Annotated in this window: 25 protein-coding genes; 15 read left to right on the forward strand and 10 right to left on the reverse strand. The window is 64.1% G+C overall.

Annotation, left to right across the window (positions count from 1 at the left end; genetic code table 11):
* Positions 1-38: 38 nt before the first annotated feature.
* Positions 39-1160: a M23 family metallopeptidase gene (locus KBY73_RS04655; RefSeq protein WP_254935928.1), complete on the forward strand. Its 1122-nt coding sequence runs from the start codon at positions 39-41 to the stop codon at positions 1158-1160.
* A 22-nt stretch (positions 1161-1182) separates the two neighbouring features.
* Here KBY73_RS04655 and KBY73_RS04660 read toward each other — a convergent pair whose 3' ends face one another.
* Both KBY73_RS04660 and KBY73_RS04665 read right to left on the reverse strand, forming a co-directional pair.
* A complete protein-coding gene (locus KBY73_RS04660) occupies positions 1183-1857 on the reverse strand; it encodes an ABC transporter ATP-binding protein (protein ID WP_254935929.1) in 675 nt (224 codons plus the stop codon).
* A 36-nt stretch (positions 1858-1893) separates the two neighbouring features.
* Positions 1894-3453, reverse strand: a complete 1560-nt coding sequence (locus tag KBY73_RS04665; protein ID WP_254935930.1) for an NAD(P)H-quinone oxidoreductase subunit N — start codon at positions 3451-3453, stop codon at positions 1894-1896.
* A gap of 110 nt (positions 3454-3563) precedes the next feature.
* Between KBY73_RS04665 and topA the strand changes: the two genes are divergently transcribed.
* From topA to KBY73_RS04690, 5 genes are read left to right on the forward strand one after another with little or no spacing between them, the layout of a single operon-like run.
* Entirely contained in the window at positions 3564-6281 is a 2718-nt protein-coding gene (gene topA / locus KBY73_RS04670) for a type I DNA topoisomerase (protein ID WP_254935931.1), read from the forward strand.
* Positions 6281-6736: a hypothetical protein gene (locus tag KBY73_RS04675; RefSeq protein ID WP_254935932.1), complete on the forward strand. Its 456-nt coding sequence runs from the start codon at positions 6281-6283 to the stop codon at positions 6734-6736. Before topA ends, KBY73_RS04675 begins: the two co-directional genes overlap by 1 nt.
* Positions 6736-7398 (forward strand): DUF2232 domain-containing protein, encoded by a 663-nt coding sequence (locus KBY73_RS04680; protein WP_254935933.1) that lies wholly within the window; start codon positions 6736-6738, stop codon positions 7396-7398. Before KBY73_RS04675 ends, KBY73_RS04680 begins: the two co-directional genes overlap by 1 nt.
* A 21-nt stretch (positions 7399-7419) precedes the next feature.
* Entirely contained in the window at positions 7420-8535 is a 1116-nt protein-coding gene (locus tag KBY73_RS04685; RefSeq protein WP_254935934.1) for a nicotinate-nucleotide--dimethylbenzimidazole phosphoribosyltransferase, read from the forward strand.
* Between the two features lie 10 nt (positions 8536-8545).
* Positions 8546-9583 (forward strand): twin-arginine translocation pathway signal, encoded by a 1038-nt coding sequence (locus KBY73_RS04690; protein WP_254935935.1) that lies wholly within the window; start codon positions 8546-8548, stop codon positions 9581-9583.
* Here KBY73_RS04690 and KBY73_RS04695 read toward each other — a convergent pair.
* The gene (locus tag KBY73_RS04695) at positions 9580-10653 is read right to left on the reverse strand and encodes an aldo/keto reductase (RefSeq protein WP_254936211.1); all 1074 of its coding nucleotides are present in this window, start codon (positions 10651-10653) and stop codon (positions 9580-9582) included. The genes KBY73_RS04690 and KBY73_RS04695 overlap by 4 nt on opposite strands.
* 61 nt (positions 10654-10714) lie before the next feature.
* Positions 10715-11284 (reverse strand): bifunctional nuclease family protein, encoded by a 570-nt coding sequence (locus KBY73_RS04700; RefSeq protein ID WP_254935936.1) that lies wholly within the window; start codon positions 11282-11284, stop codon positions 10715-10717.
* A 61-nt stretch (positions 11285-11345) separates the two neighbouring features.
* Here KBY73_RS04700 and KBY73_RS04705 point away from each other — a divergent pair, with 61 nt between their 5' ends.
* Together KBY73_RS04705 and KBY73_RS04710 are read left to right on the forward strand one after the other, a co-directional pair.
* On the forward strand, positions 11346-12011 hold the full coding sequence (locus KBY73_RS04705) for a riboflavin synthase (RefSeq protein ID WP_254936212.1): 666 nt from the start codon (positions 11346-11348) through the stop codon (positions 12009-12011).
* 118 nt (positions 12012-12129) lie between these two features.
* Complete coding sequence (locus KBY73_RS04710) at positions 12130-12636, forward strand: HdeD family acid-resistance protein (protein WP_396096690.1); 507 nt, start codon at positions 12130-12132, stop codon at positions 12634-12636.
* 24 nt (positions 12637-12660) lie between these two features.
* On the opposite strand, the gene KBY73_RS04715 is transcribed toward KBY73_RS04710, so the two are convergent.
* The 4 genes from KBY73_RS04715 to KBY73_RS04730 all read right to left on the reverse strand — a co-directional run bounded on the left by KBY73_RS04715 (position 12661) and on the right by KBY73_RS04730 (position 16246).
* A complete protein-coding gene (locus KBY73_RS04715) occupies positions 12661-13026 on the reverse strand; it encodes an AbrB family transcriptional regulator (protein ID WP_254936213.1) in 366 nt (121 codons plus the stop codon).
* 125 nt (positions 13027-13151) lie between these two features.
* On the reverse strand, positions 13152-13760 hold the full coding sequence (locus KBY73_RS04720) for a cytochrome c oxidase subunit 3 (RefSeq protein WP_254935938.1): 609 nt from the start codon (positions 13758-13760) through the stop codon (positions 13152-13154).
* Positions 13757-15379: a cytochrome c oxidase subunit I gene (ctaD, locus tag KBY73_RS04725; protein WP_254935939.1), complete on the reverse strand. Its 1623-nt coding sequence runs from the start codon at positions 15377-15379 to the stop codon at positions 13757-13759. Before ctaD ends, KBY73_RS04720 begins: the two co-directional genes overlap by 4 nt.
* A 9-nt stretch (positions 15380-15388) precedes the next feature.
* The gene (locus tag KBY73_RS04730) at positions 15389-16246 is read right to left on the reverse strand and encodes a cytochrome c oxidase subunit II (RefSeq protein WP_396096589.1); all 858 of its coding nucleotides are present in this window, start codon (positions 16244-16246) and stop codon (positions 15389-15391) included.
* Between the two features lie 195 nt (positions 16247-16441).
* Here KBY73_RS04730 and KBY73_RS04735 point away from each other — a divergent pair, with 195 nt between their 5' ends.
* Genes KBY73_RS04735 through KBY73_RS04760 form a run of 6 tightly spaced genes read left to right on the forward strand, consistent with a single transcriptional unit; the run spans position 16442 to position 21390 of the window.
* Positions 16442-17404, forward strand: coding sequence for a COX15/CtaA family protein (locus tag KBY73_RS04735; RefSeq protein WP_315858402.1), 963 nt, complete (start codon positions 16442-16444; stop codon positions 17402-17404).
* Complete coding sequence (locus KBY73_RS04740; protein ID WP_254935940.1) at positions 17397-18380, forward strand: heme o synthase; 984 nt, start codon at positions 17397-17399, stop codon at positions 18378-18380. The genes KBY73_RS04735 and KBY73_RS04740 overlap by 8 nt, the downstream gene beginning before the upstream one ends.
* Positions 18381-19421: an ABC transporter ATP-binding protein gene (locus KBY73_RS04745; RefSeq protein ID WP_254935941.1), complete on the forward strand. Its 1041-nt coding sequence runs from the start codon at positions 18381-18383 to the stop codon at positions 19419-19421.
* A complete protein-coding gene (locus KBY73_RS04750; RefSeq protein WP_254935942.1) occupies positions 19421-20266 on the forward strand; it encodes an ABC transporter permease in 846 nt (281 codons plus the stop codon). The genes KBY73_RS04745 and KBY73_RS04750 overlap by 1 nt, the downstream gene beginning before the upstream one ends.
* An 11-nt stretch (positions 20267-20277) precedes the next feature.
* On the forward strand, positions 20278-20715 hold the full coding sequence (locus KBY73_RS04755) for a hypothetical protein (RefSeq protein WP_254935943.1): 438 nt from the start codon (positions 20278-20280) through the stop codon (positions 20713-20715).
* Positions 20716-21390 (forward strand): N-acetylmannosamine-6-phosphate 2-epimerase, encoded by a 675-nt coding sequence (locus KBY73_RS04760; protein ID WP_254935944.1) that lies wholly within the window; start codon positions 20716-20718, stop codon positions 21388-21390. It begins immediately after the preceding gene.
* 11 nt (positions 21391-21401) lie between these two features.
* Here the strand turns inward: KBY73_RS04760 and groL are convergent, their stop codons facing one another.
* Complete coding sequence (gene groL, locus KBY73_RS04765; RefSeq protein ID WP_254935945.1) at positions 21402-23045, reverse strand: chaperonin GroEL; 1644 nt, start codon at positions 23043-23045, stop codon at positions 21402-21404.
* Positions 23046-23179: 134 nt separating this feature from the next.
* Between groL and KBY73_RS04770 the strand changes: the two genes are divergently transcribed.
* The gene (locus KBY73_RS04770) at positions 23180-23419 is read left to right on the forward strand and encodes a hypothetical protein (RefSeq protein WP_254936241.1); all 240 of its coding nucleotides are present in this window, start codon (positions 23180-23182) and stop codon (positions 23417-23419) included.
* Here the strand turns inward: KBY73_RS04770 and fabG are convergent.
* Positions 23416-24168 carry a 3-oxoacyl-[acyl-carrier-protein] reductase gene (gene fabG / locus KBY73_RS04775; protein WP_254935946.1) on the reverse strand — a complete coding sequence of 251 codons (753 nt, stop codon included), beginning with the start codon at positions 24166-24168 and terminating at the stop codon, positions 23416-23418. The genes KBY73_RS04770 and fabG overlap by 4 nt on opposite strands.
* Positions 24169-24177 lie beyond the last annotated feature (9 nt).

Raw genomic sequence — 24177 nt, forward strand, 5'->3', positions numbered from 1 at the left:
GCTCTTCGGCAAGGGCGCGTTCAGGCAGGATTTTTACAATGGCGCCTATGCGCGATCGCCAGCCACCGGGGCAAGCCCCCCTAAATCCTGCTGCCCCAAGCCCCCGGCGCCGGGGCCGAGCCCTGCTGGCGATGCTGCCCCTTGTTGCCGCGCCCTTGCTGGGAGTGGGCCTGGTCTGGGGGCAAGACCAGCTCAGTCCTGAAATTGCCCCTTCGCCACCGCCCGAGCCCCTGGCCCAGCCGCTGCGTCCCGATCCGGTTGCCCTGCCGAGCCGGCCGCCGGCCCGTTTTGATGCCTCCCTCGATGAGCTGGTGCGCGATGGGGTGGTTAGTCCGGTGGAGCGGGCCCGGATTCGTTCGGGCTCCGGCACGACCCCCTTCAACGTGCCGGCCCACCAGCAGGCCTGCAGCAGCGGCGCCCTTTCCCAGCAGGAGTGCAGCAGTGGTGTGGTGGTGCGCTGGCGCGGCCGTACCAACAACGGCGTAGATGGCGGCGGCGCAGGCACTGGTAATGCTGGCCCTGAATTTGGCCGCTATGACGGCGAAGGTCGCTTGCTGCCGCCGCTCACGGTGCCGGTTTCGGCCCTGCTGGCTGGCGCTGGCGGTAGCTTCCGCCTTGCCGATGTCTTTGGGGTCACGCCCCGCCCGGCTCCGATCGGTGGCAATGGCAACCGCAAGCTGCTGTTCCCTCTTATTGGCTCGGCGATCACCAGTAGCAACTTCGGCTACCGGCTGCACCCGATCCTGGGCAGCTGGCTGATGCACGCGGGCCGCGATCTAGCGGCTCCAGAGGGCACCCCAGTGGTTTCAGCCCTAGGCGGCTTGGTGGTGAGCAGTGGCCTGGCGGGGGGCTACGGCCTAGCGGTTGAGGTCGAACACGACCGGCCGCGGCGCCGCACCCTCTACGGCCATCTCAGCGAGCTCTACGTCAAGGAGGGCGACCGGGTGCGCCAGGGCGAGGTAATCGGCCGGGTCGGCAGCACGGGCTTAAGCAGCGGACCCCATCTGCACTTCGAGCTGCGGCTGCCCGGCGACGGCGGCTGGGTGGCGGTGGATCCTGGTGATCTAGATCCGGGCAAGGGTGCCGCTGGCAGCGATGCCATCGCCCTGTTGATGGGGCAGCTATTAGAGAGATTGGAGCGGCCCCGCACCGTCAGTTGAGGATCCATTAGCTGAGGATCCGTTAGCTGAGGATCCGGCCGTCGCGGAAGTGCACGATCTTCTCGGCCCTGGCTGCCACGTCGTCTTCGTGGGTCACCATCACCACGGTCATGCCGCCGCGATGAAGGGCATCGAAGATGTCAAGTACTTCGGCGGTGGTTTGGGAATCGAGGGCGCCGGTCGGCTCGTCGGCCAGCAGTAGGGCGGGCTGGTTGATGATCGCCCTGGCTATGGCTACCCGTTGCTGCTGGCCGCCTGAGAGCTGATTGGGCTTGTTGTTAAGCCGCTGACCCAGCCCCACCCGCTCGAGGGCCGCCCGGGCCCGTTGGCGCCGCTCAGCAGCAGGCACCCCTGCGTAAACCATCGGCAGGATCACATTGTCGAGGGCGCTCAACTGGGGCAGCAGATGGAACTGTTGAAACACAAAGCCCAGGTCGCGGTTGCGCAAATCAGCTAGCTGGTCATCGCTGAGGTCTTCCACCGGAGTGTTGTTGAGCCGGTAGCTGCCGCTGGAGGGGCGGTCGAGGCAGCCAAGAATATTCATGGCCGTGCTTTTGCCGGAGCCGGACGCTCCCATCACGGCCAAATAATCACCTCTATTTACGGTGAGATCTACACAGTCGAGGGCCTTAACGGCCATCTCGCCGCTGCCATAAACCTTGTCGACGCCCTGAAGTTGGGCAACGGGATCGCCCATTAAATCGCTGCCCTGTTCTTTGCAAATGACCTGTGCTCAACCAATGGCCTGAACCAGCATCGGCGTGCCGGTAACAGCCTGGCTGGCCCAGGTGAATAGGGGGTTGGAGAGAATGCCACCCACAGCGGTAACAATCACGCAGCCCACCAGGGCGGTGCGCAGGGCGGGCAGGCCAGCCACAGACCAATTGATTGACGGGTAGGCCTTCACCACATCTGAGGCTTCCTGGGGCTCTTTTACCACCATCATCTTGATCACTGAGATGTAGTAGTAGATCGACACCACCGAGGTGACCAGACCCACCACCACCAGCAGGTATTGGTGGTCGGCCCAGCCGGCAAAAAATAAATAAATCTTGCCAAAGAAGCCCAGCATCGGCGGTATGCCACCTAGGGAAAGCAGGCAGAGACTTAAACCAAGGGTGATCAGCGGATCCTTTTGATAAAGGCCGGCGTAATCAGCTATGCGGTCGGAGCCGGTGCGCAGCGAGAACAGGATGATGCAGGCGAAGGCGCCCAAATTCATGAACAGGTAGGCAGCCATGTAGAGCACCATCGCGGCGAAGCCGTCTTCGGTGCCGCACACCAGGCCGATCATCACGAAACCGGCCTGGCCGATGGAGCTGTAGGCCAGCATCCGTTTCATCGAGGTTTGGGCCAGGGCCACCACGTTGCCCAGCACCATGCTGAGCACCGCAAGCACGGTGAACAGCAGCTTCCACTGGGCATCAAAGCTCTCGAAGCAGCCCACCAGGATGCGCAGGGCCAGGGCAAACCCGGCGGCCTTGGAGCCCACTGAAAGGAAGGCCACCACCGGGGTTGGCGAGCCTTCGTAGACGTCGGGGGTCCACTGGTGGAAAGGCACCGCCGCGATCTTGAAGGCCACCGTGGCCAGCACGAAAACCAGGGCCAGGGCTGTTACGGGGGAGGCGCTGGTGCGCAGGGCCAGGGCTACGGCGTCGAGGCCGGTGGCACCGCCGGTGAGGCCATATAGAAGGGAAGCGCCATACAGGAATACGGCCGCGGCGGCCGAACCCACCAGCAAATATTTGAGCGCTGCCTCCGAGCTGCGGGCATCCCGCTTCATGTAGCCCGCCAGCAAGTAGCTAGATACCGAAAGGGTTTCCAGCGACACGAAAATGGTCACTAGATCGGTGGCACCACACAGGAACATGGCGCCAAGGGTGGCAGCCAGCAGGATGCCGGCGTATTCACCCACCGGCGTGCCGCTCTGCTCCACGTAGCGCCAGCTGACCAGCAATGAAATCAAGGTGGAGGCCGCCACCACGGCCCTGAAGGCAATCGCCAGGTTGTCCGCCAGGAAGGAGCCCACGAAGGAGGGCTGCAGGTCGGGGGTGTTCCACTGCAGGGCAAGCAACACCAAGGCGCTGCCTAGGCCGGCGTAACAAATCGGTGGCACCCAGCGACTGGCCGCCTTCTCGCCAGCGAGATCCACCAGCAGGCAGGTGAGCAGCGCGATCAGCACCGCCGCCTCCGGGGCGATGGCGCCAGCGTTGAGCTGGAGATTTAATCCTCCCGTTCCGGCACCACTGCTGATCGCATCGGCCACGGAGGAGAGGGCGCCCAGCAGGAACATCAGCGAGGGGACCGCGAGGTGGGAGCTGTGATGTGGAGGACTGTAGCGGCGCCTGGCTGTCAACTTGGGCGCTTGATGCGATAAAGAGGGAAGCGGTAAGTCGCTGGTCTGTGGGTCACACCCTGGTCATTGTTGAAAGTCCGACGAAGGCCCGCACCATCCGCGGCTTCCTTCCCAAGGACTTCAAGGTGGAAGCCTCGATGGGGCACGTCCGCGACTTGCCCAATAACGCCAGTGAGATTCCGGCGGCTCACAAAGGTGAGAAGTGGGCCAATCTCGGCGTCAACACCGCCGCCAACTTCGAGCCCCTCTACGTGGTGCCGAAGGACAAGAAAAAGGTGGTCAAGGAGCTCAAGGATGCCCTGAAGGGTGCCGACCAGCTGCTGCTGGCCACTGACGAAGATCGGGAAGGGGAATCGATCAGCTGGCACCTGCTGCAGCTGCTTAGCCCCAAGGTGCCTGTGAAGCGCATGGTGTTTCACGAGATCACCAAAGAGGCCATCAGCCGGGCTCTCGAGGACACCCGCGACCTCGATATGGAGCTGGTGCATGCCCAGGAAACCAGGCGCATTCTCGACCGGTTGGTGGGTTACACCCTTTCGCCGCTGCTTTGGAAAAAGGTGGCGTGGGGTTTGAGCGCCGGCCGGGTTCAATCGGTGGCAGTGCGCTTGCTCGTGCAGCGCGAGCGGGCCCGCCGGGCTTTCCGCAGTGGCAGCTACTGGGACCTCAAGGCCCGGCTGGAGCAGGGAGAAGCTGGCTTTGAGGCCAAGCTCAGCCATTTGAAAGGGGAGCGCATCGCCGGAGGCTCCGACTTCGATGAGAGCACCGGCGCCCTTAAGGCCGGCAGCAAGGTGAGGCTGCTGAGCGAGGCCGAGGCCCGCCAGCTCCAGGTCGAGGTCCAGGCCAACCCCTGGCAGGTGGCCTCCGTAGAGGAGAAGCCCACGGTGCGAAAGCCCGTGCCGCCTTTCACCACGAGCACCCTGCAGCAGGAGTCCAACCGCAAGCTGCGACTCTCGGCCCGGGAAACCATGCGCACGGCCCAGGGCCTCTACGAGCGCGGTTTCATCACCTACATGCGCACCGACTCGGTGCACCTCAGCGACCAGGCGATCAATGCTGCCCGCAGCTGCGTCAGCGAGAAGTACGGCAAGGACTACCTCAGCCCCAGCCCCCGCCAGTTTTCCACCAAGGCCCGCAACGCCCAGGAGGCCCACGAGGCGATTCGCCCAGCCGGTGAGGCGTTCCGCACCCCAAACGCCACAGGTCTTGATGGCAAGGATCTGGCCCTCTATGAGCTGATCTGGAAGCGCACCGTGGCCAGCCAGATGGCTGATGCCCGCCTCACCATGCTTGCTGTGGAATTGCAGGCCGATGGTGGCTCCCTGGGCCCAGCCCAGTTCCGGGCCTCGGGTAAGCGCATCGACTTCGCCGGTTTCTTTCGCGCCTACGTCGAGGGCAGCGACGATCCCGATGCGGCCCTAGAAGGTCAGGAGCTGTTGCTGCCGGCCCTGAAGGTGGGCGACAGACCCGCCTGCAAGGCGGTGGAGGCCCTCGGCCACCAAACCCAGCCCCCCGCTCGCTACAGCGAGGCTGCCCTGGTGAAGATGCTTGAGAAGGAGGGTATCGGTCGCCCCTCCACCTATGCCTCGATCATCGGCACGATCGTCGATCGCGGCTACGCCACCCTCGCCAACAACTCCCTCACCCCCAGCTTCACGGCTTTTGCTGTGACGGCCCTGCTGGAGGAGCACTTCCCGGATCTGGTGGACACCAGCTTCACGGCCCGGATGGAGAACACCCTCGATGAGATTTCCCACGGTCAGGTGCAGTGGCTGCCTTACCTGGAGAGCTTCTTTAAGGGTGAAAAGGGCCTGGAAACCCAGGTGCAGCAGCGGGAGGGCGATATCGATCCCGGCGTGTCCCGCACTGTTGAGCTGGAGGGCCTGCCCTGTGTGGTGCGCATCGGCCGCTTCGGCGCCTACCTGGAAACCAAGCGCGTCGCTGAAGACGGCACCGAGGAGCTGCTCAAGGCCACCCTGCCCCAGGAGATCACCCCTGCCGATCTCGATGCCGAAAAGGCGGAGTTGATCCTGAGGCAAAAGGCCGATGGGCCTGAGTCCCTTGGTGATGACCCGGAAAGCGGTGAGCAGGTGTATCTGCTGTTTGGCCAGTACGGCCCCTACGTGCAGCGGGGCCAGGTGAGTGACGAGAACCCCAAGCCCAAGCGAGCTTCGCTGCCCAAAGGCGCCAAGCCCGAGGAGCTGACCCTGGAGGATGCCATTGCCCTGTTGCGGCTACCCCGTCAACTTGGCGACCACCCGGAGGGCGGCCGGGTGGAGGCGGGTCTGGGTCGCTTTGGCCCCTACGTGGTGCACCACAAGGGCAAAGGCGAGAAGGACTACCGCTCGCTCAAGGCTGAGGACGACGTCCTGGTGGTTGGCCTTGACCGAGCCCTGGAGCTGTTCGCCATGCCCAAGAAGGGCCGTGGCGGCCGCACGGCCCTCAAGGACATCGGTGTCCCCGAGGGCGACGAGGAGGCGATCCAACTGTTTGACGGGCCCTACGGCCTCTACGTCAAGCAGGGCAAGGTGAATGCTTCGCTGCCGGAGGGCACCACCGCCGACACCATCACCCTGGAGCAGGCGGTTGAGCTGCTGGCCGCTAAGGCAGCTACTGGCAAAGCTGCGGCCAGGAAGCCGGGAGCTAAAAAGCCAGCAGCTAAAAAACCTGCAGCTAAGGCTCCTGCGGCAAAGAAAGCTCCCAGCACCACCAAGACCGGCCGACTGCGCGCCAGCGCGGTGCGAGTGATCAGGGCGGCGGACAGCTGATGGCAGGCGCCGGCCGCACCTTTGGGTCGCTGCTTTGCGCCCTAGCGCTGGCTGGCTGCAGTGGCACCCGCTTCGGCGACCAGCTGGCCCGCAGCTTCTCAGCGCCCCCGGCCCAGCCCGCTCAGCCGGTCTCTCCTGCCCCTAATCCAGCGACCGCCACGCCCGCCTCCAAAGCTGCTTCCCCCACTACGGCCTCCCCCACTACTGCCTCCCCCAAAAAGGCTGAGCCCAAGCCCGTAGAAGCCAAGCCAGCAGTCGTCAATCCCAGTAAGCCAGCCCCTTATCGCATCACGATCCAGCTGCCCTCCGCCGATCCCGCTGCCCCGGCTGAAGCGGTCACAGAAGCCTTGCGGGCGGCGGGGGTCAGTTTTGAGGTGGAGATGATTGAGCGGGTCGGAGCTGCTGCAACGCCGGCGCCTGCCCCCACGGTCACGCCGGCGCCGGCACCGCGCTGATGTCGTCCCGGCGCCAACTCAACCGCGGCCAGGCCCGCCAGTTGATGGATACGGCCTATCTCGCCGCCGCCACCGCCCTGCTGTGGGTGGCGCTCTATTACCTGCCGGTGGGCAGCCCCCTATTTCGGCTGGCCCTGCCCCTGCCCTTAGCCCTGTTGCAGTTGCGTCATGGCTGGCGCTGTGCCGTGGAGGGCCTGGTTGTGACCGCCCTATTGCTGGTCGCCTTGATGGGTCCGATCCGGGGGCCGTTGGTTGTTTTCCCCTATGGCTTGCTGGCGCTGTGGCTGGGCTGGTGCTGGCGGGCCAGGGCCGGTTGGAGCTCCAGTTGGTGGCTGAGCTGGGGCGTTGGCAGCCTGATCGGTGCAGCTGGCTTCCTGGTGCGGGTGGCGGTGCTCTCGGTTTTGGTGGGCGAGAACCTTTGGGTGCTGATCACCACGGCTGCTGCTGGTTTATTGGAGAAGCTGGCTGGCTGGCTGGGCCTGGCGGCATCGATCGAGCTGGCCCAGGTGCAGCTGGCTGCCCTGGCGCTGGTGTGGGTGCAGAACGTGATCGTGGTGCTGGCCCTGCATGCGGTGGCCTACTGGATTTTTCCGCGCCTGCATTCCCCCATCCCAGAGCCACCGGATGCCCTTCGGGCCCTGGTGGCCCTTGACCCCCTCTGATGCCCCCCTCTGAGCGGCCTGATGGCCCCTGATTCCTGGACCCAGGCCCTGGAGCAGGGCTGGCGCCGCAGCCGCACTCTGCTGCTGCTCGCGGCCACCGATACGGCTGCGGTGCCTGGGATTTCCGCTGCCGGGGCCTCTCCCCAGGCCCGGCTGGGCACGGCGGCCGCCGATGCCGAATTGCTGCTGCTGGGCCCCGGTGGTCGCCGCTGCCATGCCCTGCCGCCCCTGCCGGCTGGGGTCAGCCCGGCCCTGATAAGCCATGTGGTGTTGAGTCAGCTGGGGCTGCTGGAGCGCACCCGGGTGCTCGATCTGGGCTGTGCGATCGCGGCGGCGGTGCCGCACCTGCGCCTGCCGGGGCTGGAGAGTGCCGGCCCGGCCCGCTGCCTCAGCACGGGCCAGGCCCTTGCCCCAGCCCGGGTGGCGGCCCTGGTGCAGCGCGGCCGCGCCTGGGGCAGGCGCTGGGATCCGGCCGAGCCGTTGCTGCTGGCCGAATGTGTGCCAGGGGGCACCACCACGGCCCTGGCGGTGCTCGAGGGCCTGGGGGTGGCGGCGGCGGGTCTAGTGAGCGGCAGCTTGCGCCAACCGGCCCACGGGCTGAAGGCGGCCCTCGTGGCTCAGGGTTTGGCTGCAGCGAGTTTTGAGGCGGCAGAGCTGGCGGCAGTCTCTGACCCCCTAAACGTTTTGGCGGCGTTGGGGGATCCAATGCAGGCCTTCGCTGCTGGGCTGGTGGGGGCGGCGGCGGCCCGCGGTACGCCGGTGCTGCTGGCCGGTGGTAGCCAGATGGCGGCGGTGCTGGCCCTGGCCCTAGCCCTGGCTGAGCCAGAGCAGCGGCTAGCCCTGGCGGATCGCTTGGTGGTGGCCACCACCGCCTGGGTGGCCGAGGAAGCTGGCAGCAACCTGGCCCTGCTGCTGGAGCGCATAGGTGGCCGCTGGCAGGTGCGGCCGCGGCTGGAGGTGGCGGCCCTGCGCTTCCATGGCTGCATCAGCGCCGCCCTACGCGACTACGAGCGCGGCTACGTAAAGGAGGGGGTCGGGGCCGGGGGCCTGGCCCTGCTCTGGCAGTTGGCGGGCCGGCAGCCAGGGGCCCTGGCGGAGGCCTGCGATGCAGCCTGCCGGTTGGAGCTCGGTGTCTAGGGTCGCTGCCATGGCATTCACGCCCGCTGTGCTCTCCCGTCGCCGCCTGCTGCAGCTAGGGGTGGGCGCTGGCGCTGGCTTGCTGGCCGCTTGCCGCTCCGCCGCTGGCCCCGAGCTGCTGCTGGCAGAAGCAGACCTGCCAGCCGCCTGGCTGAAGCAACTGCCCGCCCCTTGGCGGACACGCCAAGTAGCTGATGCAGCTGCTGTGCAAAAAGCCGTGCGTCAGCTTGGCGAACGACCGGCCCCTGGCTTGGTTGCCCCCGGTTTGGTGGCTCTCAGTGACGGCTGGGCCAGTGGCCTGAGCCGGCAGCAACTTCAGCCCTTTGAGGCGCCGCGGCTGTGGGCTCGTCTGGCCGCCTTCAGTGCCCCGGTGGCTCGTCTGTTTGCCCCGCTGGGTGACGCGCAGCTGGCCTTCCCCTGGGCCTACAGCCCCTGGGTGATCGCCCTGCGCAGCCGCCCCGACCTGGCCGCCCGTCGCCAGGAGGGCTGGCAGTTGCTGCTTGATCCCAGCCTGAGCGGCCGGTTGGTGTTGCCCTCCAGCCCCCGCATCAGCCTGGAGATCATGGGCGGCGATTTTGCGCGGCTGGAGCGGTTGCGGGCCCAAGCCCTCGCCTACGACGACCGTGACGGCCTCAATCTGCTGCTCAGCGGTGATGCTGAGGCGGCGGTGCTGCCGCTGCAGCGCCTGATTCCCCTGCTGCGCCGCGACCAGCGCCTGGCGGTGATCTGGCCCGACAGCGGCGCGCCGCTCAGCTGGCAGCTGCTGCTGCGGCCTGAAGGTGGTGCCTCTTCAGTGCCGCCGCCGCTGGAGTGGCTGGGGGCGGTGCTGGAGCCGCCGCTGCTGGAAGCCCTGCTGGCGAAGGGCTGGGTGCCTCCTCTACCCCAGGCGCTGCTGGCGCCAGTGGCCCGGCGTTTCCCCACGTCGATGGCGGCGTTGCTGCTGCCGGGAGATGCCCTCCTGGGCCGCTGCTGGAGCCTGCCACCCCTTTCCGTGCCCCAGCAACTGGCCCAGCAGAACCTCTGGGATGCGGCCGCACCCAGGCCCTAGCCCCAAAGGCGGCGGCGCGGCGCGGCGCTGAGGAGCCGGTGGGTGTCGGCCAGCAGCTCGGGGATGGGCAGCACGTGGGGGCAGCGGGGCAGGCAGGCGCCGCAGGTGCGGCAGGCCTCGGCGTTGAGCTCCTCCCACCAGTGGCCGGCGCGGCCGATCAGGTTGTAGCGCTCCTGGGCAAAGGCCTCCATGCCGTGGCCCACGGCCAGGTTGCGCAGGCGCAGGAGTTCGGGGATCGGCACGCCGTTGGGGCAGGGCAAGCAGGCGCGGCACTGGCCGCAGCGCTCCGCCCCCAGGCGCTCGCGGCCGGCTGCATCCAGGCGCTGCAGGGCTGAGCGTTGCGCGGCACTCAGCCAGGGCGAGGGCCCGCCGATGGCAGCGGCCCAGGCCAGGTCTTCCGGCTGCTCAGCCCCCAGGCTCAAGGTGGAGATCCCTTGATCGAGCAGGAAGCGATAGGCCAGCTCCAGGGGGTGAAACGGGGCGCAGTCGGCCAGCAGCTCCGCTGGTGGGTCGTAGAGGCGACCGCCCTTGTCGGCCGGGGAGATGGCAAGCACGCCGATTCCCTGGGCCAGGGCGGAGCGGGCGATGGGCAGGAGGGTCTGGTCAAACAGGTGCACATGCAGGCTGCAGAACGTGAAGCTCCCCGAGCTCAGGGCGGCTTCGATCAGCTCGGGAGTGCCGTGGCTGCTGAAGCCCACCTGGCCCACCAGTCCTTCGTCTTTGGCCCAGGTCAGCAGGTCGGCGCCGGGCCCCTTAAGCGCCCACTCCAGGTGCTCGGGGCGGTTGAGGCCGTGTACGGCCAGGTTGGTGAGCTGGGCCACGCCAAGGCGGGCCAGGATTGAGCGCAACTGCCCCTGGCCGGCGGCCAGGTCGGGGCCGGGCAGCAGTTTGCTGGTGATGCGCCAGCCGTCTGAGGGGCCCAGGTTGTCCCGTTGCAGGGCCGCCAGGGCCTGGCCCAGGAAGGTTTCGGCAGGCCCGTAGGCAGGGGCTGTTTCCAGGTGGTTGATGCCGGCGGCCAGGGCTGCCCTAAGGACCGCTTCCATTTGGGCGGGGCTGCCCAGAGCCCGCATCGTGCCCAAGCTGAAGGCCGACACCGCCGGCCCGGCGCCGTAGGGGCGCTGCAGCTGGTTTTCAGGCTGTTGGTTCATCCCCAGATTGGTCCGCTTCTGGGGGGGCCTGTTTGAGGTGGCGCACTAGGTCGGCAGGGCTGGTGCTGTCCAGGAAGCGGCGGAAATTGTCCTGCTCCTGGGCGTCGGCCTCCGCATCCACCGGGATGGAGGCATCAGCCACGACCTCTTCGAGCATCCAGATGCTGCTGCCGGTGCGCAGGGCTAGGGCGATGGCATCGCTAGGCCTGGCGTCTATTTCGATGCTTGAGGCTGATGATTGGTCGCCAGCCGAGCCAATTTCCCCATCGCTAGCTGGGCTGAGTTTCAGCACGGCGCGGAAGGTGCTGTCTTCGATCGTGTGGATTACAACCCGGTCGAGCTGCAAACCCCCAGCGTCGATCAGGTCGGCCATCAGGTCATGGCTGAGGGGGCGGGTCGGCGGTTCTTCGCTGAGGCCAGCCAGGATATTTTGAGCTTGGGCCTGATCGATCCAGATCGGCACCTGGCGCCGGCCCGATGGATCGCGTAGCAGCACAATCGGGCTGCGACTGGCCGCATCGAGGGCAATTCCGGCAACGCGCATTTCAACCATGGCTAGGCGCAGCCTTTTGCCCGATTATGGCGAGGATGTATCCCCCTGGGCTGGACAGCAGATGTTTACCGGGCTGGTGCAGGCCACAGGCGTGATTCGCCGCTCGCCCCACGGGGTTCAGCTGCAGTGGGATGCAGCCCCGGGGGCTACCTGGACCCCAGCTGACCTGGCCCTAGGCGACAGCGTGGCGGTGGATGGGGTTTGTCTCACCGTTGCTGGGCGGCTGGCCGATGGCTTTCGCGCCGATGTCAGTGAGGAAACCCTGGGCCGCACCACCTTGGCCGCCAAGGCAGACCGGGGCGGCAGGGTGAATCTCGAGCCTGCCCTGCGCCTGGCCGACCGGCTTGGTGGCCACCTGGTGAGCGGCCATGTGGATGGGCTGGGGGTGGTGCGAGCCATCGCCCGCCAGACCGCCTCCTGGCGCCTGGAGCTGGCCTGGCAGAACCCCGCCTACGGCCGCTATGTGTGCGAAAAGGCCAGCGTGGCGGTGGATGGCATCAGCCTGACAGTGGCCGGCTGCGACCCCGATGGCGCCGGCTTCTGGATTGCCGTGATTCCCCACACCTGGGCAAGCACCACCCTGGCGCAGCTGGCCGTGGGGGATGGGGTCAACCTGGAGGCCGACCTACTGGCCAAGTACACCGAGCGTTTGTTGGCTGCCAGCGGCCCCAGCGGCGCGGCGGAGCCTATCAATGCCCCCTGGCTGGCTGATCACGGCTGGATCTGACGTCTGCGCTTGGCGTGACTACGGTCCAGGTGATGTTGCTGCCATAGCGATGGGCTCAGGTTTGTTTTCGTCCAAAGGCGAGGAATTGAAGGCCTTCACCCTGTTTGAGGGGGTGTTGATGCTGGTACTTGGGGTGCTGGCCCTGATCTTCCCGGTGCTGGCTTCCGCCTGGATCACCGTGATCGTGGCGGTGGGCTTTCTGGTGGGCGGCATCGTGGGTTGGGTAAGCAACCTGACCCGCTCCCGCCAGTTGGGACGCTGGTATTGCTTTTCGCGGCTGGTGATTTCCACCCTCTTCATCGTGGTGGGGGCCTGGATGATTCAGCAGTTCCGCGGCGGTCCGCTCGAGGGCGGCCTGGTCGTGGCCAGTCTGGCCTTTGCCATCGGCATCGTTTTCATCCTTGAAGGCCTGGTTTCGATGCTGGTGGCCCTTGGTCACACCCGGGTGAGTGGCTGGGGTTGGGGCTTGCTCAACGGAATCGTCACCCTGATTCTTGGCTTGCTGATAGTGACCATGCAGGCCTGGGGGCTGCTCTGGGTGATTGGGGTGCTGGTTGGAATCAGCTTTCTGTTCAGTGGTATCGACCTGCTCGCCTTCAGCGCCAGCTTCCATGGCGACGACTGAGCTGGAGTGCCAGGGGAGAGGGGCCTAGGGATCTTGTGGTTCGATCGGTAGCAGGCTGATCGAACCGTTGTCTGGGTTGATCTCGATCCGAAATTCCTGGCCCGGCTCCAGTCCCAGCCTGCGGGTGTAGGCCTGGCCGATCAGCAGGTTTCCGTTGCCATGCACCCGGGTGCGGAAATCAGCTTGCCGTCCCTTGCCTTGGCCGCTGCTGGCGGTTCGGCCAACGCTGTTGGGTACCGGGTAGCCCTTAGCGGCCACCAAAGCTCGATAAAAACTTTTTTTCAGCACCCGTCCGCTCGGACCCACGTAACCGCAGCCCCGAGCGATTTCGTCCTCTGGGCGGTTGCTCAGGGCGCGGGCCCGATCAAGAAGGGCCTTGCCTTCCAGCATGTCCGCGGGGCTGTCGCCGCTCCTGGCCGCCATGGGAAACGCCTGCACTAGGCAGATATATCAACTGATTGTGCCCGGTATGCGAGGAAATCGCCATCCGTGCCAGCGGTTGCCGACTTGGAGCCTCAGAGCAGATACAGGATTCCGTAGAGCACAACCCAGATGCCATCGACGAAATGCCAATAGAGCTCAGCTGCTTCTAAGCCGAAATGGTCGCTGGCGCTGATGCGTCCTCCCGGGCGGGTCTGCAGAGCAACGATGGCGATACAGATCACCCCAAGAGTCACGTGCAGGCCGTGGAAGCCTGTGAGGGCATAGAAGGTGCTGGCAAAAAGGTTGTCGGTGAGGCTGAAGGGCAGGTTGAAATACTCAACCATCTGACCCGCCAGGAAAATCGCGCCCAGGCCGCCAGTGATTGCCAGCCAGAGGCGGCTGGCCCCCAACTTTCCGGCCCGGCATTCCTTGCCCGCGCGATGAAAGGTGAAGCTGCTGATGATCAAAACCACCGTGTTGATGGTGGGTAGCAGCAATTCGAGCTCGTAAATCCCGCCTTCTGGCAGCGGATTCACGGCCCGGAAAGTGAGATAGGCAGCAAAAAAACCGGCGAAGGTCATGCCATCTGCCACCAAGAAGGTGGCCAGGCCAAATAGGCGGAAATCTCCGTGCCCCTCTCCAGCTGGGCCGTGGCCAGCCTCAACGACTACTGAATCCTGTAGGGGTGTGGTGCTCGTCACGCTTTTACCTCCGGGTGCTGGCCGTAGCCGTAGGGCTCGGTCACTAGTGGTGCCTCGCCATGCCAGTTTTCAACCGGTGGCGGCGAACTGGTGAGCCATTCAGATGTAAGGGCATTCCAAGGGTTGTCACCAGCCTCTTTGCCGTTTATCGCCGTAACCACAACATTGATAAGCAGTGGCAGGGTGCTGATTGCCATCAACAGGGCGCCCACACTGCTCACCTGGTTAAGGGTTGTGAAGGCGGGGTCGTATTCGGCAACTCGTCGGGGCATGCCATTCAAGCCGAGCCAGTGCTGGGGGGCGAAGCAGAGATTGAAACCAACAAAGGTGAGCAGGAAGTGGAGCCTGCCCAGGTCCTCGTTGAGCAGACGACCGGTGAATTTCGGATACCAGTGATATAAGGACCCGAAAATAACAAAGACCGTGCCCCCGTAAACGATGTAGTGGAAGTGACCCACCACGAAGTAGGTGTCGTGGACGTGAATATCGAAGGGCACTTGAGCCAAGGCAACGCCGGTGATGCCGCCAAATACAAAATTAACGATGAAGGCGCATGAGAACAGCATCGCCGAATTAAGAGCAATCTTTCCACCCCACAAAGTTGCCAACCAGTTGAAGAATTTAATGCCGGTTGGAACTGCGATAAAGGAGGTGGCAATCGTGAAAAACAGGCGCATCCAGGGGGGGGTGCCGCTGGTGAACATGTGGTGTGCCCAGACAATCAGGCCAAGGAAAACGATCGCCATGATCGAATACACCATCGTGGTGTAACCAAACAGAGGCTTGCGGGCGTGGATGGGAAGTATTTCGCTGACCAGGCCGAAGGCTGGCAGCACCATAATGTAAACAGCCGGGTGGGAATAGAACCAAAAAAGGTGTTGATAAACCACTACGTTTCCACCCATGGTTGGGTTGAAAAATCCGGTGTGGGCAATGATGTCGAAACTGAGCAGAATTAGGGTGCCTGCCAATACCGGGGTCGAAAGCACAACTAAAATGCTGGTGCCTAGCATTGCCCAGCAATACATAGGCAGCATCATCAGCTTTAGTCCTGGTCGCCGTAATTTGAGGATGGTGGCAATGAAGTTGATGCCGCCAAAAATCGAGCTGCCACCAAGCAGAAGCACGCTCAATATCCAAACCACTTGGCCTGCGGCTGGGGTCGTGAGACTTAGGGGTGGATAGGCGGTCCAGCCAGACTGGGCAGCAGCTCCAGCGATAAAATAACTACTGATAAGCAGAATGCCCGCAGGGGGAATCAGCCAGAAGGCCACAGCGTTGAGACGGGGGAAAGCCATGTCTCTGGCGCCCACATAAAAGGGAATCAGATAATTGCCGAAGGCACCGTTGACGACTGGCACGATCCAAAGAAAGATCATCACCGTGCCATGAAGGGTGAGCACCTCGTTGTAGGTCTCACGGCTGACAAAATCGGAGATTGGACTTATCAGTTCCGTGCGGATAACTCCAGCTAGGGCCCCGCCGATCAAATAAAAGATGAAGCCACAAATCAAATACTGCAGGCCAATCACCTTGTGATCGAGGCTGAAACTGAAGTAGCGCAGCCAGCCCTGGGGTTGCAGGTTGCCGTCGAAATCGCTTGGGTTGGCGAGAGTCATGGCTGGTCGTCAGGTGGTGGTGCGGTTGGGAGTGTTCTGCTGCAACCAGTTGTCGTAGGCATCGGGCTCGTGCACTACAACGTTGGAGCGCATGCCGCCGTGGTAAGGGCCGCAGAGCTCGGCGCAGATGATCGGATAGGTGCCAGCCCGAGTGGCTGTAAAGGAGAGCACGGTTGGCTGGCCTGGAATTACGTCCTGCTTGAGCCGGAACTGGGGTACCCAGAAGGCATGGATTACATCCCGGGCTTCCATGCGCAACTCCACCTGTTGACCTGTGGGCACATGCAGCTCGCCGCTGGTTATGTCTGAGCCTGGATAGTGAAAAATGAAGGCAAATTGCATAGCGGTTACCTCCACAGGTAAAACCGGTCCGGCAGGTGCAGCATCCATGCCGGCTACGCCAATGCCACCCCAAACCCGGCCAGCTGTATCGCCTTTCTTAACGCTGACCTGCTGCATGGCCCCTTGATCCATGGCCATGTGATCCATGGCCATGTGATCGTTGAGGGTGGCCATACCGCCCATCCGCTCATATATGTCGTAGCTGTATAGACCGACAAACAAAACAACTACTGCTGGGATGGCCGTCCAAACGATCTCCAGCGGCAGATTTCCCTCTATTGCCAGACCATCGCTGACATCGCCGCTGCGGCGCCTAAATCGAAACAAGCTGTAAACCAGCAGGATCACGATGCCGAGAAACAGCACGGTGCCAATGCTGAACAAAACCTTAAATAGATCGTCGTAGGTGGATGCGTTGCTGCTGGCGCCCAGCGGCAACACGTTGACGTTGTTGCCAACCCAAAGACCTGTCAGCACAAGGGCTGTGGTGGCCGTGAGCACAGCTAGGGCGGTGCGAATTGGCACGGTGCTGTTTGAGCTTCTGGTCAGCCTATGGGCATTGGCTGCGATGTGCGGCTCGATCCTTGCCTTAGTTGGCAAATCAACGCCTCAGGCGCTTGCAAGCAGGGCTGATGTTTTCACTTCGTGATCTGGGCAATTAAGAGTCCCTCGTTTTGAACAACTTGGTTAGCTTCTCTGGACTCCGGGATGGTCGTTTCCGTGACGACAAATCTCCAATCACCTCTAGCCCCAAGCTTTCGCAGCAGGCCAGACCCTGTTCTGACCCAGAAGCTCGCCCTGCTTGCCTCCCACCTAGTGGTGGCCTTGGTGGCCTTGGTTGGCATCGGCGGTGCCACCAGGGTGATGGAAGCGGGTTTGGCCTGTCCTGACTGGCCCCTCTGCTACGGCCGCCTCCTGCCAGGTCGTCAGATGAATCTGCAGGTGTTTTTGGAGTGGTTTCACCGCCTTGACGCTTTCGTGGTGGGAGTAGCCCTGCTGGTTCTTACGGCAGCGAGTTTTTTCTGGCGGCGCCGCCTGCCCGCTTGGTTGCCCTGGCTGGCTGCTGGGGCACTTTTTCTGGTGTTGGTTCAAGGGGCCCTGGGGGCTCTTACCGTCACTCAGCTTCTGGCTGCGCCCTTAGTTACTGCCCATCTCGCTACGGCCTTGCTGCTGGTTGCCCTTACAAGTGGCATCTACCAGCGTCTGGCAATGGTGAATAGGGCCTCGATCAGCCCTCCGCTTTGGTGGCAGCTGCTGGCGAGCTTGGCTCTGGTGCTGGTCTTAGCCCAGTGCCTGCTGGGTGGAACCATGGCCAGCCAGTGGGCGGCAGATCAGTGTTTTAGTGCTGGCAATGGCTGCCACTGGCTGCTGGCTCACCGCCAGCTCGCCATGACTGCAGCTGTTGCAGTGCTGGCCCTGGCAGCAGCAACACTGTTTTTGCCTCCAGGTCAGGGGCAACTGCCCGGCCTCGCCCAGGGAGCAGCCGTGTTGGTGCTGGCCCAGGTGAGCTTGGGCATTTGGACCTTGAAGCTCCAGCTGCAGGCGCCGCTGGTGACGATCGGCCACCAACTGCTGGCGGCCCTGCTGGTCGCTCTGCTTGCAGCGGTGCTTGCCCGCTCCCTTGGCAAATCAGGCCAGACCTTGCCCATGTCTCCAATGTCTTCCGAGGTGGCTCATGGTTAGTGCAACGATCACAGCTCCAATCGCCGTTGCCCCGGCGATCCGCCCCTCGGTGAAATTGCCGGCTTGGCTTGAAGTTGCCAAGCCCCGCCTCATACCGCTGCTGCTCGCTACCACCCTCGGTGGCATGGCCCTCAGCTCTGGCGATGCACCCACCGCCAGCACGATCATCTGCACCCTGGTGGGGGGCAGCCTGGCTTCGGCTGCGGCCGGTGTGCTCAATTGCCTCTGGGAACAGGATCTCGATGGGCGCATGCAGCGCACTAGCCGCCGGGCCCTGCCCTCTGGTCGTCTGGCCCAGCGCCAGGCCTTTGCCCTAGCCATTGGCCTCACCATCCTGTCGGTGGTGGTGCTGGTTATGGGCGTTAATCCGCTGGCTGCCAGCCTCTCCCTGCTGGGGCTCTGCAGCTATGTGCTGCTTTACACAGCCCTGCTCAAGCCGCGCACCAGTCAGAACATCGTGGTCGGCGGGGTCGCCGGAGCTATCCCGCCCTTGGTGGGAGCTGCCGCTGCCACCGGCTCCCTTGGCTGGGCTTCCTGGTGGTTGTTTTCCCTGGTGATGTTGTGGACGCCAGCCCACTTCTGGGCCCTGGCCCTGCTGCTCAAGGACGATTACCGCTCCGTGGGCATTCCGATGCTGCCGGTGGTCAAGGGCGTGGCGGTGACGACCCGGGCTATCAGCCATTACGCCTGGGCCACCGTTGGCTTCAGCCTGCTTGGGATAGTGGCGCTGCCAACAGGCGGCTTGCTTTATGGCTTGATGGTGCTGCCCTTCAACGCCCGTCTGCTGCAGCTGAGCTCCCAGCTACGCAGCCAGCCTGACGAACCCCAACGGGCCAAGGCCATGTTCCGCTGGTCGATTTTCTATTTATTCGGCATCTGTGCGTTGCTTTTGTTGGCCCGCCTACCGCAGGCAGCTCTGCTCGGCCCCCAACTGTTCAACGTCCCCTTTGCTGCCTTGCCTAGATTGGTCGGCTGATTGGAGCGGCTTGAGTCGGTGATCGAACTGCAGCAGCTCTGCAAGCGCTACGGGGGCAAAAAGGCGGCAACTGCCGTCGTTGCCCTCGACAACCTTTCCCTGCAAGTGCCGGCCGGCAGCCTCTATGGCCTGCTTGGTCCTAACGGTGCCGGTAAGACGACCGCCTTGCGCATCCTTTGCACCCTGCTGGCCCCTGACAGCGGCAGCGTTCGGGTAGGCAGCGTTGATGCCCTGGCCGAGCCCCGGGCGGTGCGTCGCTTGTTGGGCTACGTGGCCCAGGAGGTGGCAATCGACAAGATCCTCACCGGCCGCGAACTGCTGCAGCTGCAGGGTGATCTCTATCACCTGGCCCCAGCTGCCCGGAACCGGCGCATGGACGAGCTGATCGAGCTGCTCGGCATGGCCGAGTGGATTGATCGGCGGTGCGGTAGCTACTCGGGCGGGATGCGGCGCCGGCTCGATCTGGCCGCTGGCCTGTTGCACAGCCCCCAGGTGTTGGTGCTCGATGAGCCCACCGTCGGCCTTGATATCGAGAGTCGCGCGGCGATCTGGTCTGTGTTGCGCCAGCTACGCGATGGCGGCACAACTGTCCTGCTTAGCAGCCACTACTTAGAGGAGGTTGATGCCCTGGCTGACCATCTGGCTATCATCGAGGCTGGCAAGGTCATCGCCGAAGGCGCTCCTGCTGTGCTCAAGGCCGCCTTGGGTGGCGATCGAGTGACCTTGAGGGTGCGCGAATTCAGTGATGCCGACGAGGCTGAGCGGGTGCGCAGCTTGCTGAACGAATGCGCCGGGGTACGCCAGGTGGTGGTGAACCGGGCCCAGGGCTACTCCCTGAATCTGGTGATTGAGCACGACGGCGTTGTCGAGCAGCTGCGCCGCCAATTGGCGGCAGCCGACCTGCCGGTTTTCGCCCTCGCCCAGAGCCGCCCCAGCCTCGATGATGTCTATCTCCAGGCCACCGGCCGCACCCTGATGGACGCGGAGCTGGCGGTGGCCGGCAGCCGTGATCCCAAGGCTGAACGCAAAGCGAGCATGTGATGACCACAACCCTTCCAGGCCCCCAACCCGAGGCATCCGCCTTGGCCGAGATCAGTCAAGAAACCCTGGCCCTCACGCGTCGTTTGTTCGTACAGCTGCAGCGCCGGCCTTCCACCTTGGTGGCGGGGGTGCTGCAGCCCCTGATCTGGCTGGTGTTGTTTGGCGCCCTGTTTGCCAAGGCTCCGGCGGGCCTGCTGCCTGGCGGCATCAGCTACGGCCGCTTCCTTGGCGCAGGTGTGATCGTGTTCACGGCCTTCAGTGCGGCCCTTAACGCCGGCCTGCCGTTGATGTTTGACCGCGAATTCGGCTTCCTCAACCGGTTGCTAGTGGCGCCACTGCGCTCGCGCAGCTCGATCGTGTTCGCCTCGGTGCTCTACATCACCACTCTGAGCTTGGTGCAGAGCCTGGCGATCATGGGCACTGCCGCTTTGCTGGGTTACGGCTGGCCTGGTGCAGCTGGGCTGCTGCTGGTATTAGTCACCTTGCTGCTGTTGGTATTTGCAGTAACAGCCTTGAGTTTGGGGCTTGCTTTTGCGCTGCCAGGCCACATTGAGCTGATTGCGGTGATCTTTGTGGCCAACCTGCCACTGCTGTTTGCCAGCACCGCTTTGGCTCCGTTGTCGTTCATGCCGGCCTGGCTGGGCTGGCTAGCGGCCCTTAATCCCCTTACCTTCGCGATAGAACCGATTCGTGCCGCCTATGCGGGACAGGTCTCTCTCACCGCAGTGGTGCTGGAGGCCCCCTACGGCCAGCTCAGCAGCGCCACCTGCCTAGGGGTGCTCGCCTTGCTGGCCGCCGGGTTGTTCCTGCTGATTCGGCCGCTTTTGGATCGCAAGCTCACCTAGCAAGTCCTTTCGTGACGCAGCCCTCCAGATTCCCCCCGTCCGATCGTCCCGACTTAGGAGACCGCTTGCTGGCGGCGGTTGCAGAGCGGGATCAGGCCATGGCCCAGCGTCTGGTGCAGCAGTGGGCGCACCGCCGGGGGCTGGCTGCCCTCGAAGCCCTGATCGCCGGCCCTCTGTGTGTGGGCCAAGGAGTAGGGGCGGCTGAGTGGCTGCGCTCCCAGGCTGGCCTGGAAACCAACCTTCAGCCCAGCGTGCAACCAACTATGCAATTAGTTGAGCAACTAGTTGAGCAACCAGTTGAGCAACGGGCTGTGCTGGCCCTTGTGCAGGATGCCCTGGCTCCGGCAGCTCGCAATGCAGCCCCTGCGCCCTTTGCCCACGCTTCCCTGCGGGCCTGGTTGCCGGATGCTGAAGAGCTCAATGACTTTGCCCTTCCCCTGGCCAGCTGAGTGAAACCCTACGGTCTGATTGTGTCGGTGCAGGCCCCCGAGGGCTCACCAATGCGCGATCCCGATGTGATCGCCGCCATGGCAGATGCCAGTTTGCGCAATGGCGCCTCTGGGGTGCGTCTGGAAAGTCCAGAGCACATCGGCGCTGTTCGTCAGCGCTGCCCAACCGCCCTGATCGTGGGCCTATGGAAGCGCAGCTATCCAGACAGCTCGGTGTACATCACCCCGGGGTGGGAGGAGATTCGTGCGGTTTGGGCTGCTGGTGCCGATGTGGTGGCGATTGATGCCACCGAGCGCCATCGCCCCGGGGGTGAAAATTTGGAGGGTCTGATCGCCCGCGCCCAGCGCGAGCTTGGTGCTGCGCTGATGGCAGATGTGGACAGCGTTGCCAATGGCCTGCGTGCCGCCGAGTTGGGTTGCACCTGGGTCGGCACCACCCTTTATGGCTACACGGAATCAACCTCAGGCCAGAGGCCACCAGCCTGGGATCTATTGCCCCTGCTGCGGCAGCAATTACCCGCCGAGGTGAGCCTGATCTGCGAGGGTGGCATATCAAGCCCCCAGCAGGCCCGCCAAGCTCTCGACCTCGGCGCTGATGCCGTGGTTGTGGGCACGGCAATCACCGGGGTCGATTTGCAGGTTGCTGCCTATGTACGGGATGTACTGGGCGGCTGAGCAGCCTGGGATCACATCATCCCGGGCATGCCCATGCCACCCATTCCGCCCATTCCTCCCATGTCACCGCCGGGGGCTGCTTCGGGTTCGGGCTTATCGGCGATCACAACCTCGGTGGTGATCAGCATCGAGGCGATAGAGACCGCATCTTGAAGGGCTAGGCGCACCACCTTGGCCGCATCGAGAATGCCAGCTGCCAGCAGGTCTTCGTAGACGCCGGTGAGGGCGTTGTAGCCCTTGCCCAGCCGCAGGATCTCAGCTGCCACCACGGCGCCATCGGCACCGGAGTTGTGGGCGATCTGGCGCACGGGCTCGGCTAGGGCCCGTTTGACGATCTCGACGCCGGTGCGCTCGTCGCCCTGGCAGCTAGCCGCCAGGCTACTCAGCCCTTCGGCCAGCTCCAACAGGGTGCAGCCGCCACCAGCAATGATTCCCTCCTCCACCGCAGCGCGGGTGGCGTTGAGGGCGTCTTCGATGCGCAGTTTGCGGTTCTTGAGCTCGGTTTCGGTGGGAGCACCCACCTTGATCACGGCAACCCCTCCGGCCAGTTTGGCGATCCGCTCTTGCAGTTTTTCGCGGTCGTAATCGGACTCGGTGTTGTCGAGCTCGCGCTTGATTGAGGCCACCCGATCAGCTACCGCTGCCTGGTGCTCACCGCTGGCCACGATCGTGGTGCTGTCCTTGGTGATGGTGATGCGGCGGGCCTGACCGAGCTCGGCTAGGCCGGTCTTGTCCAGGGTCATGGCCTGGTCTTCGCTCACGACCGTGGCGCCGGTGAGTACGGCGATGTCGCCAAGCATGGCCTTGCGGCGATCCCCGAAGCCAGGGGCCCGCACTGCTGCAACCTGCAATACGCCCCGGTTTTTGTTCACCACCAGCGTGGCGAGAGCTTCGCCCTCCACTTCTTCCGCCAGGATCAGTAGGGGCCTGCCGCCCTTGGAAACCGCCTCCAGCACGGGCACCAGGTCAGTGATGGTGCTGATTTTGCGGTCGGTGATCAGGATCAGGGCATTTTCAAAGACGCATTCGCGCCTCTCCTGGTCGGTGACGAAGTAGGGGGAGCTGTAGCCACGGTCGAAGGCCATGCCCTCGGTGATCTCCAGTTCGGTGGCTAAGGAGGTGGATTCCTCAACGGTGATGACGCCGTCAGCGCTCACCTTGCCCATGGCTTCGGCGATCATCCGGCCGATCTCTTCGTCGTTGCCGGAGCTCACCTCGGCTACCTGGCGAATCGCTTCACCGGCGACGGGCTGGGCCCTCTCGGCGATGCCCGCCACGATCTGGGCTGTGGCCTTTTCCATGCCGCGGCGTAACCCGACCGGGCTGGCGCCGGCAGCCACGTTTCTGAGACCTTCGCGGACCAGCGCCTGGGCCAGCAGGGTGGCAGTGGTGGTGCCGTCGCCGGCGGTGTCCTTGGTCTTGCTGGCTACCTGCTGCATCAGCTTGGCGCCAACGTTTTCGAAGGGATCTTCGAGTTCGATCTCCCTGGCGATGGTGACGCCGTCATTAACGATCTCGGGCGCGCCGAATTTCTTTTCGAGCACCACGTTGCGGCCGCGGGGGCCGATGGTGACCTTCACCGCGTTGGCCAGAGCGTTTACACCCCGCTCAAGGGCGCCACGGGAGGCATCCGAAAAGCTGATCAGCTTGGCCATGAAAACGTTGAACACTCAGTTGTGCCAGGGTCCCACAGCGGACCACCGCCAGGCCAACGGAGCGGGGTGGGGAAAGCCGAATCAAGCTGCTGCTTTGGGCTACTTATTCGCTCCAGCCTCGATAGGGTTCAGCAATGGAGGATTTGCTGCAAACAGCACTGGAGAGCGCGGACGAAGCCATTTCGCTGGATCCGGGCTCCACTGCTAACGCCATGGTGTTTGTGCTCGTGGCGGCGGCTGGGGTGTTGATGGCCTTGGTTTATGTGCCGGTGAGGCTGTTTTTGACAATCACCGCCCGCAGTCGCCGCCTGCGCCTGTTGCAACGGATTCGCCGGCTGCGCGAGGAGTTGGCTCAGCCGCTCACAAACTCTTAACGCATCACCATGCCGCCATCCACCTGCAGCACCTGGCCGGTGATGTAGGCAGCAGCCGGGTCGGCGGCCAGAAAGCGCACTGCACCGGCTACTTCGCTGGCGCTGCCCATCCTCCCCAGGGGAATCGCAGCCAGGATCGGTTCTTTGTCGAGTTCGGCGGTCATGTCGCTCTCGATGAATCCTGGGGCAACAGCATTGACCGTGACCCCCCGGGCTGCAAATTCAGCCGCATTGCTGCGGGTGAGGCCGATCACCCCGGCCTTGGCGGCGCTGTAGTTGGCCTGGCCTGGATTGCCCATCAGGGCCACCACTGAGGTGATGTTGATGATGCGGCCGCTGCGGGCCTTGAGCATGGCCCGGCTCACAGCGCGGGTGCACAGAAAAACGCCGGTGAGATTGAGGTTGATCACGCTCTGCCAGTCGGCGGTTTTCATCCGCATCAGCAGACCGTCGCGGGTGATGCCGGCGTTGTTAACCAACACGTCGAGCCGGCCGCCCTTATCAAGCACCGCTTTGACCATGGCGTCGACCTGCTCTTCATCGGCTACATCGGCCCGATGGCTCCAGGCTTCGCCCCCGGCAGCAGTGATCTCAGCCACGACCGCTTCGGCGGCGTCGGGGGAGCTGGCGTAATTCACCACTACTTGGGCGCCGGCGGCTGCCAGATCAAGGGCGATGGCGCGACCGATACCCCGGCTGGCTCCTGTAACCAGGGCCACTTGGCCGGCCAGGGGGGCTGGGCTGGACATCACGGCACT

Origin of the sequence: Cyanobium sp. Tous-M-B4 (assembly GCF_024345395.1) — a bacterium.
Lineage (GTDB): Bacteria > Cyanobacteriota > Cyanobacteriia > PCC-6307 > Cyanobiaceae > Cyanobium_A.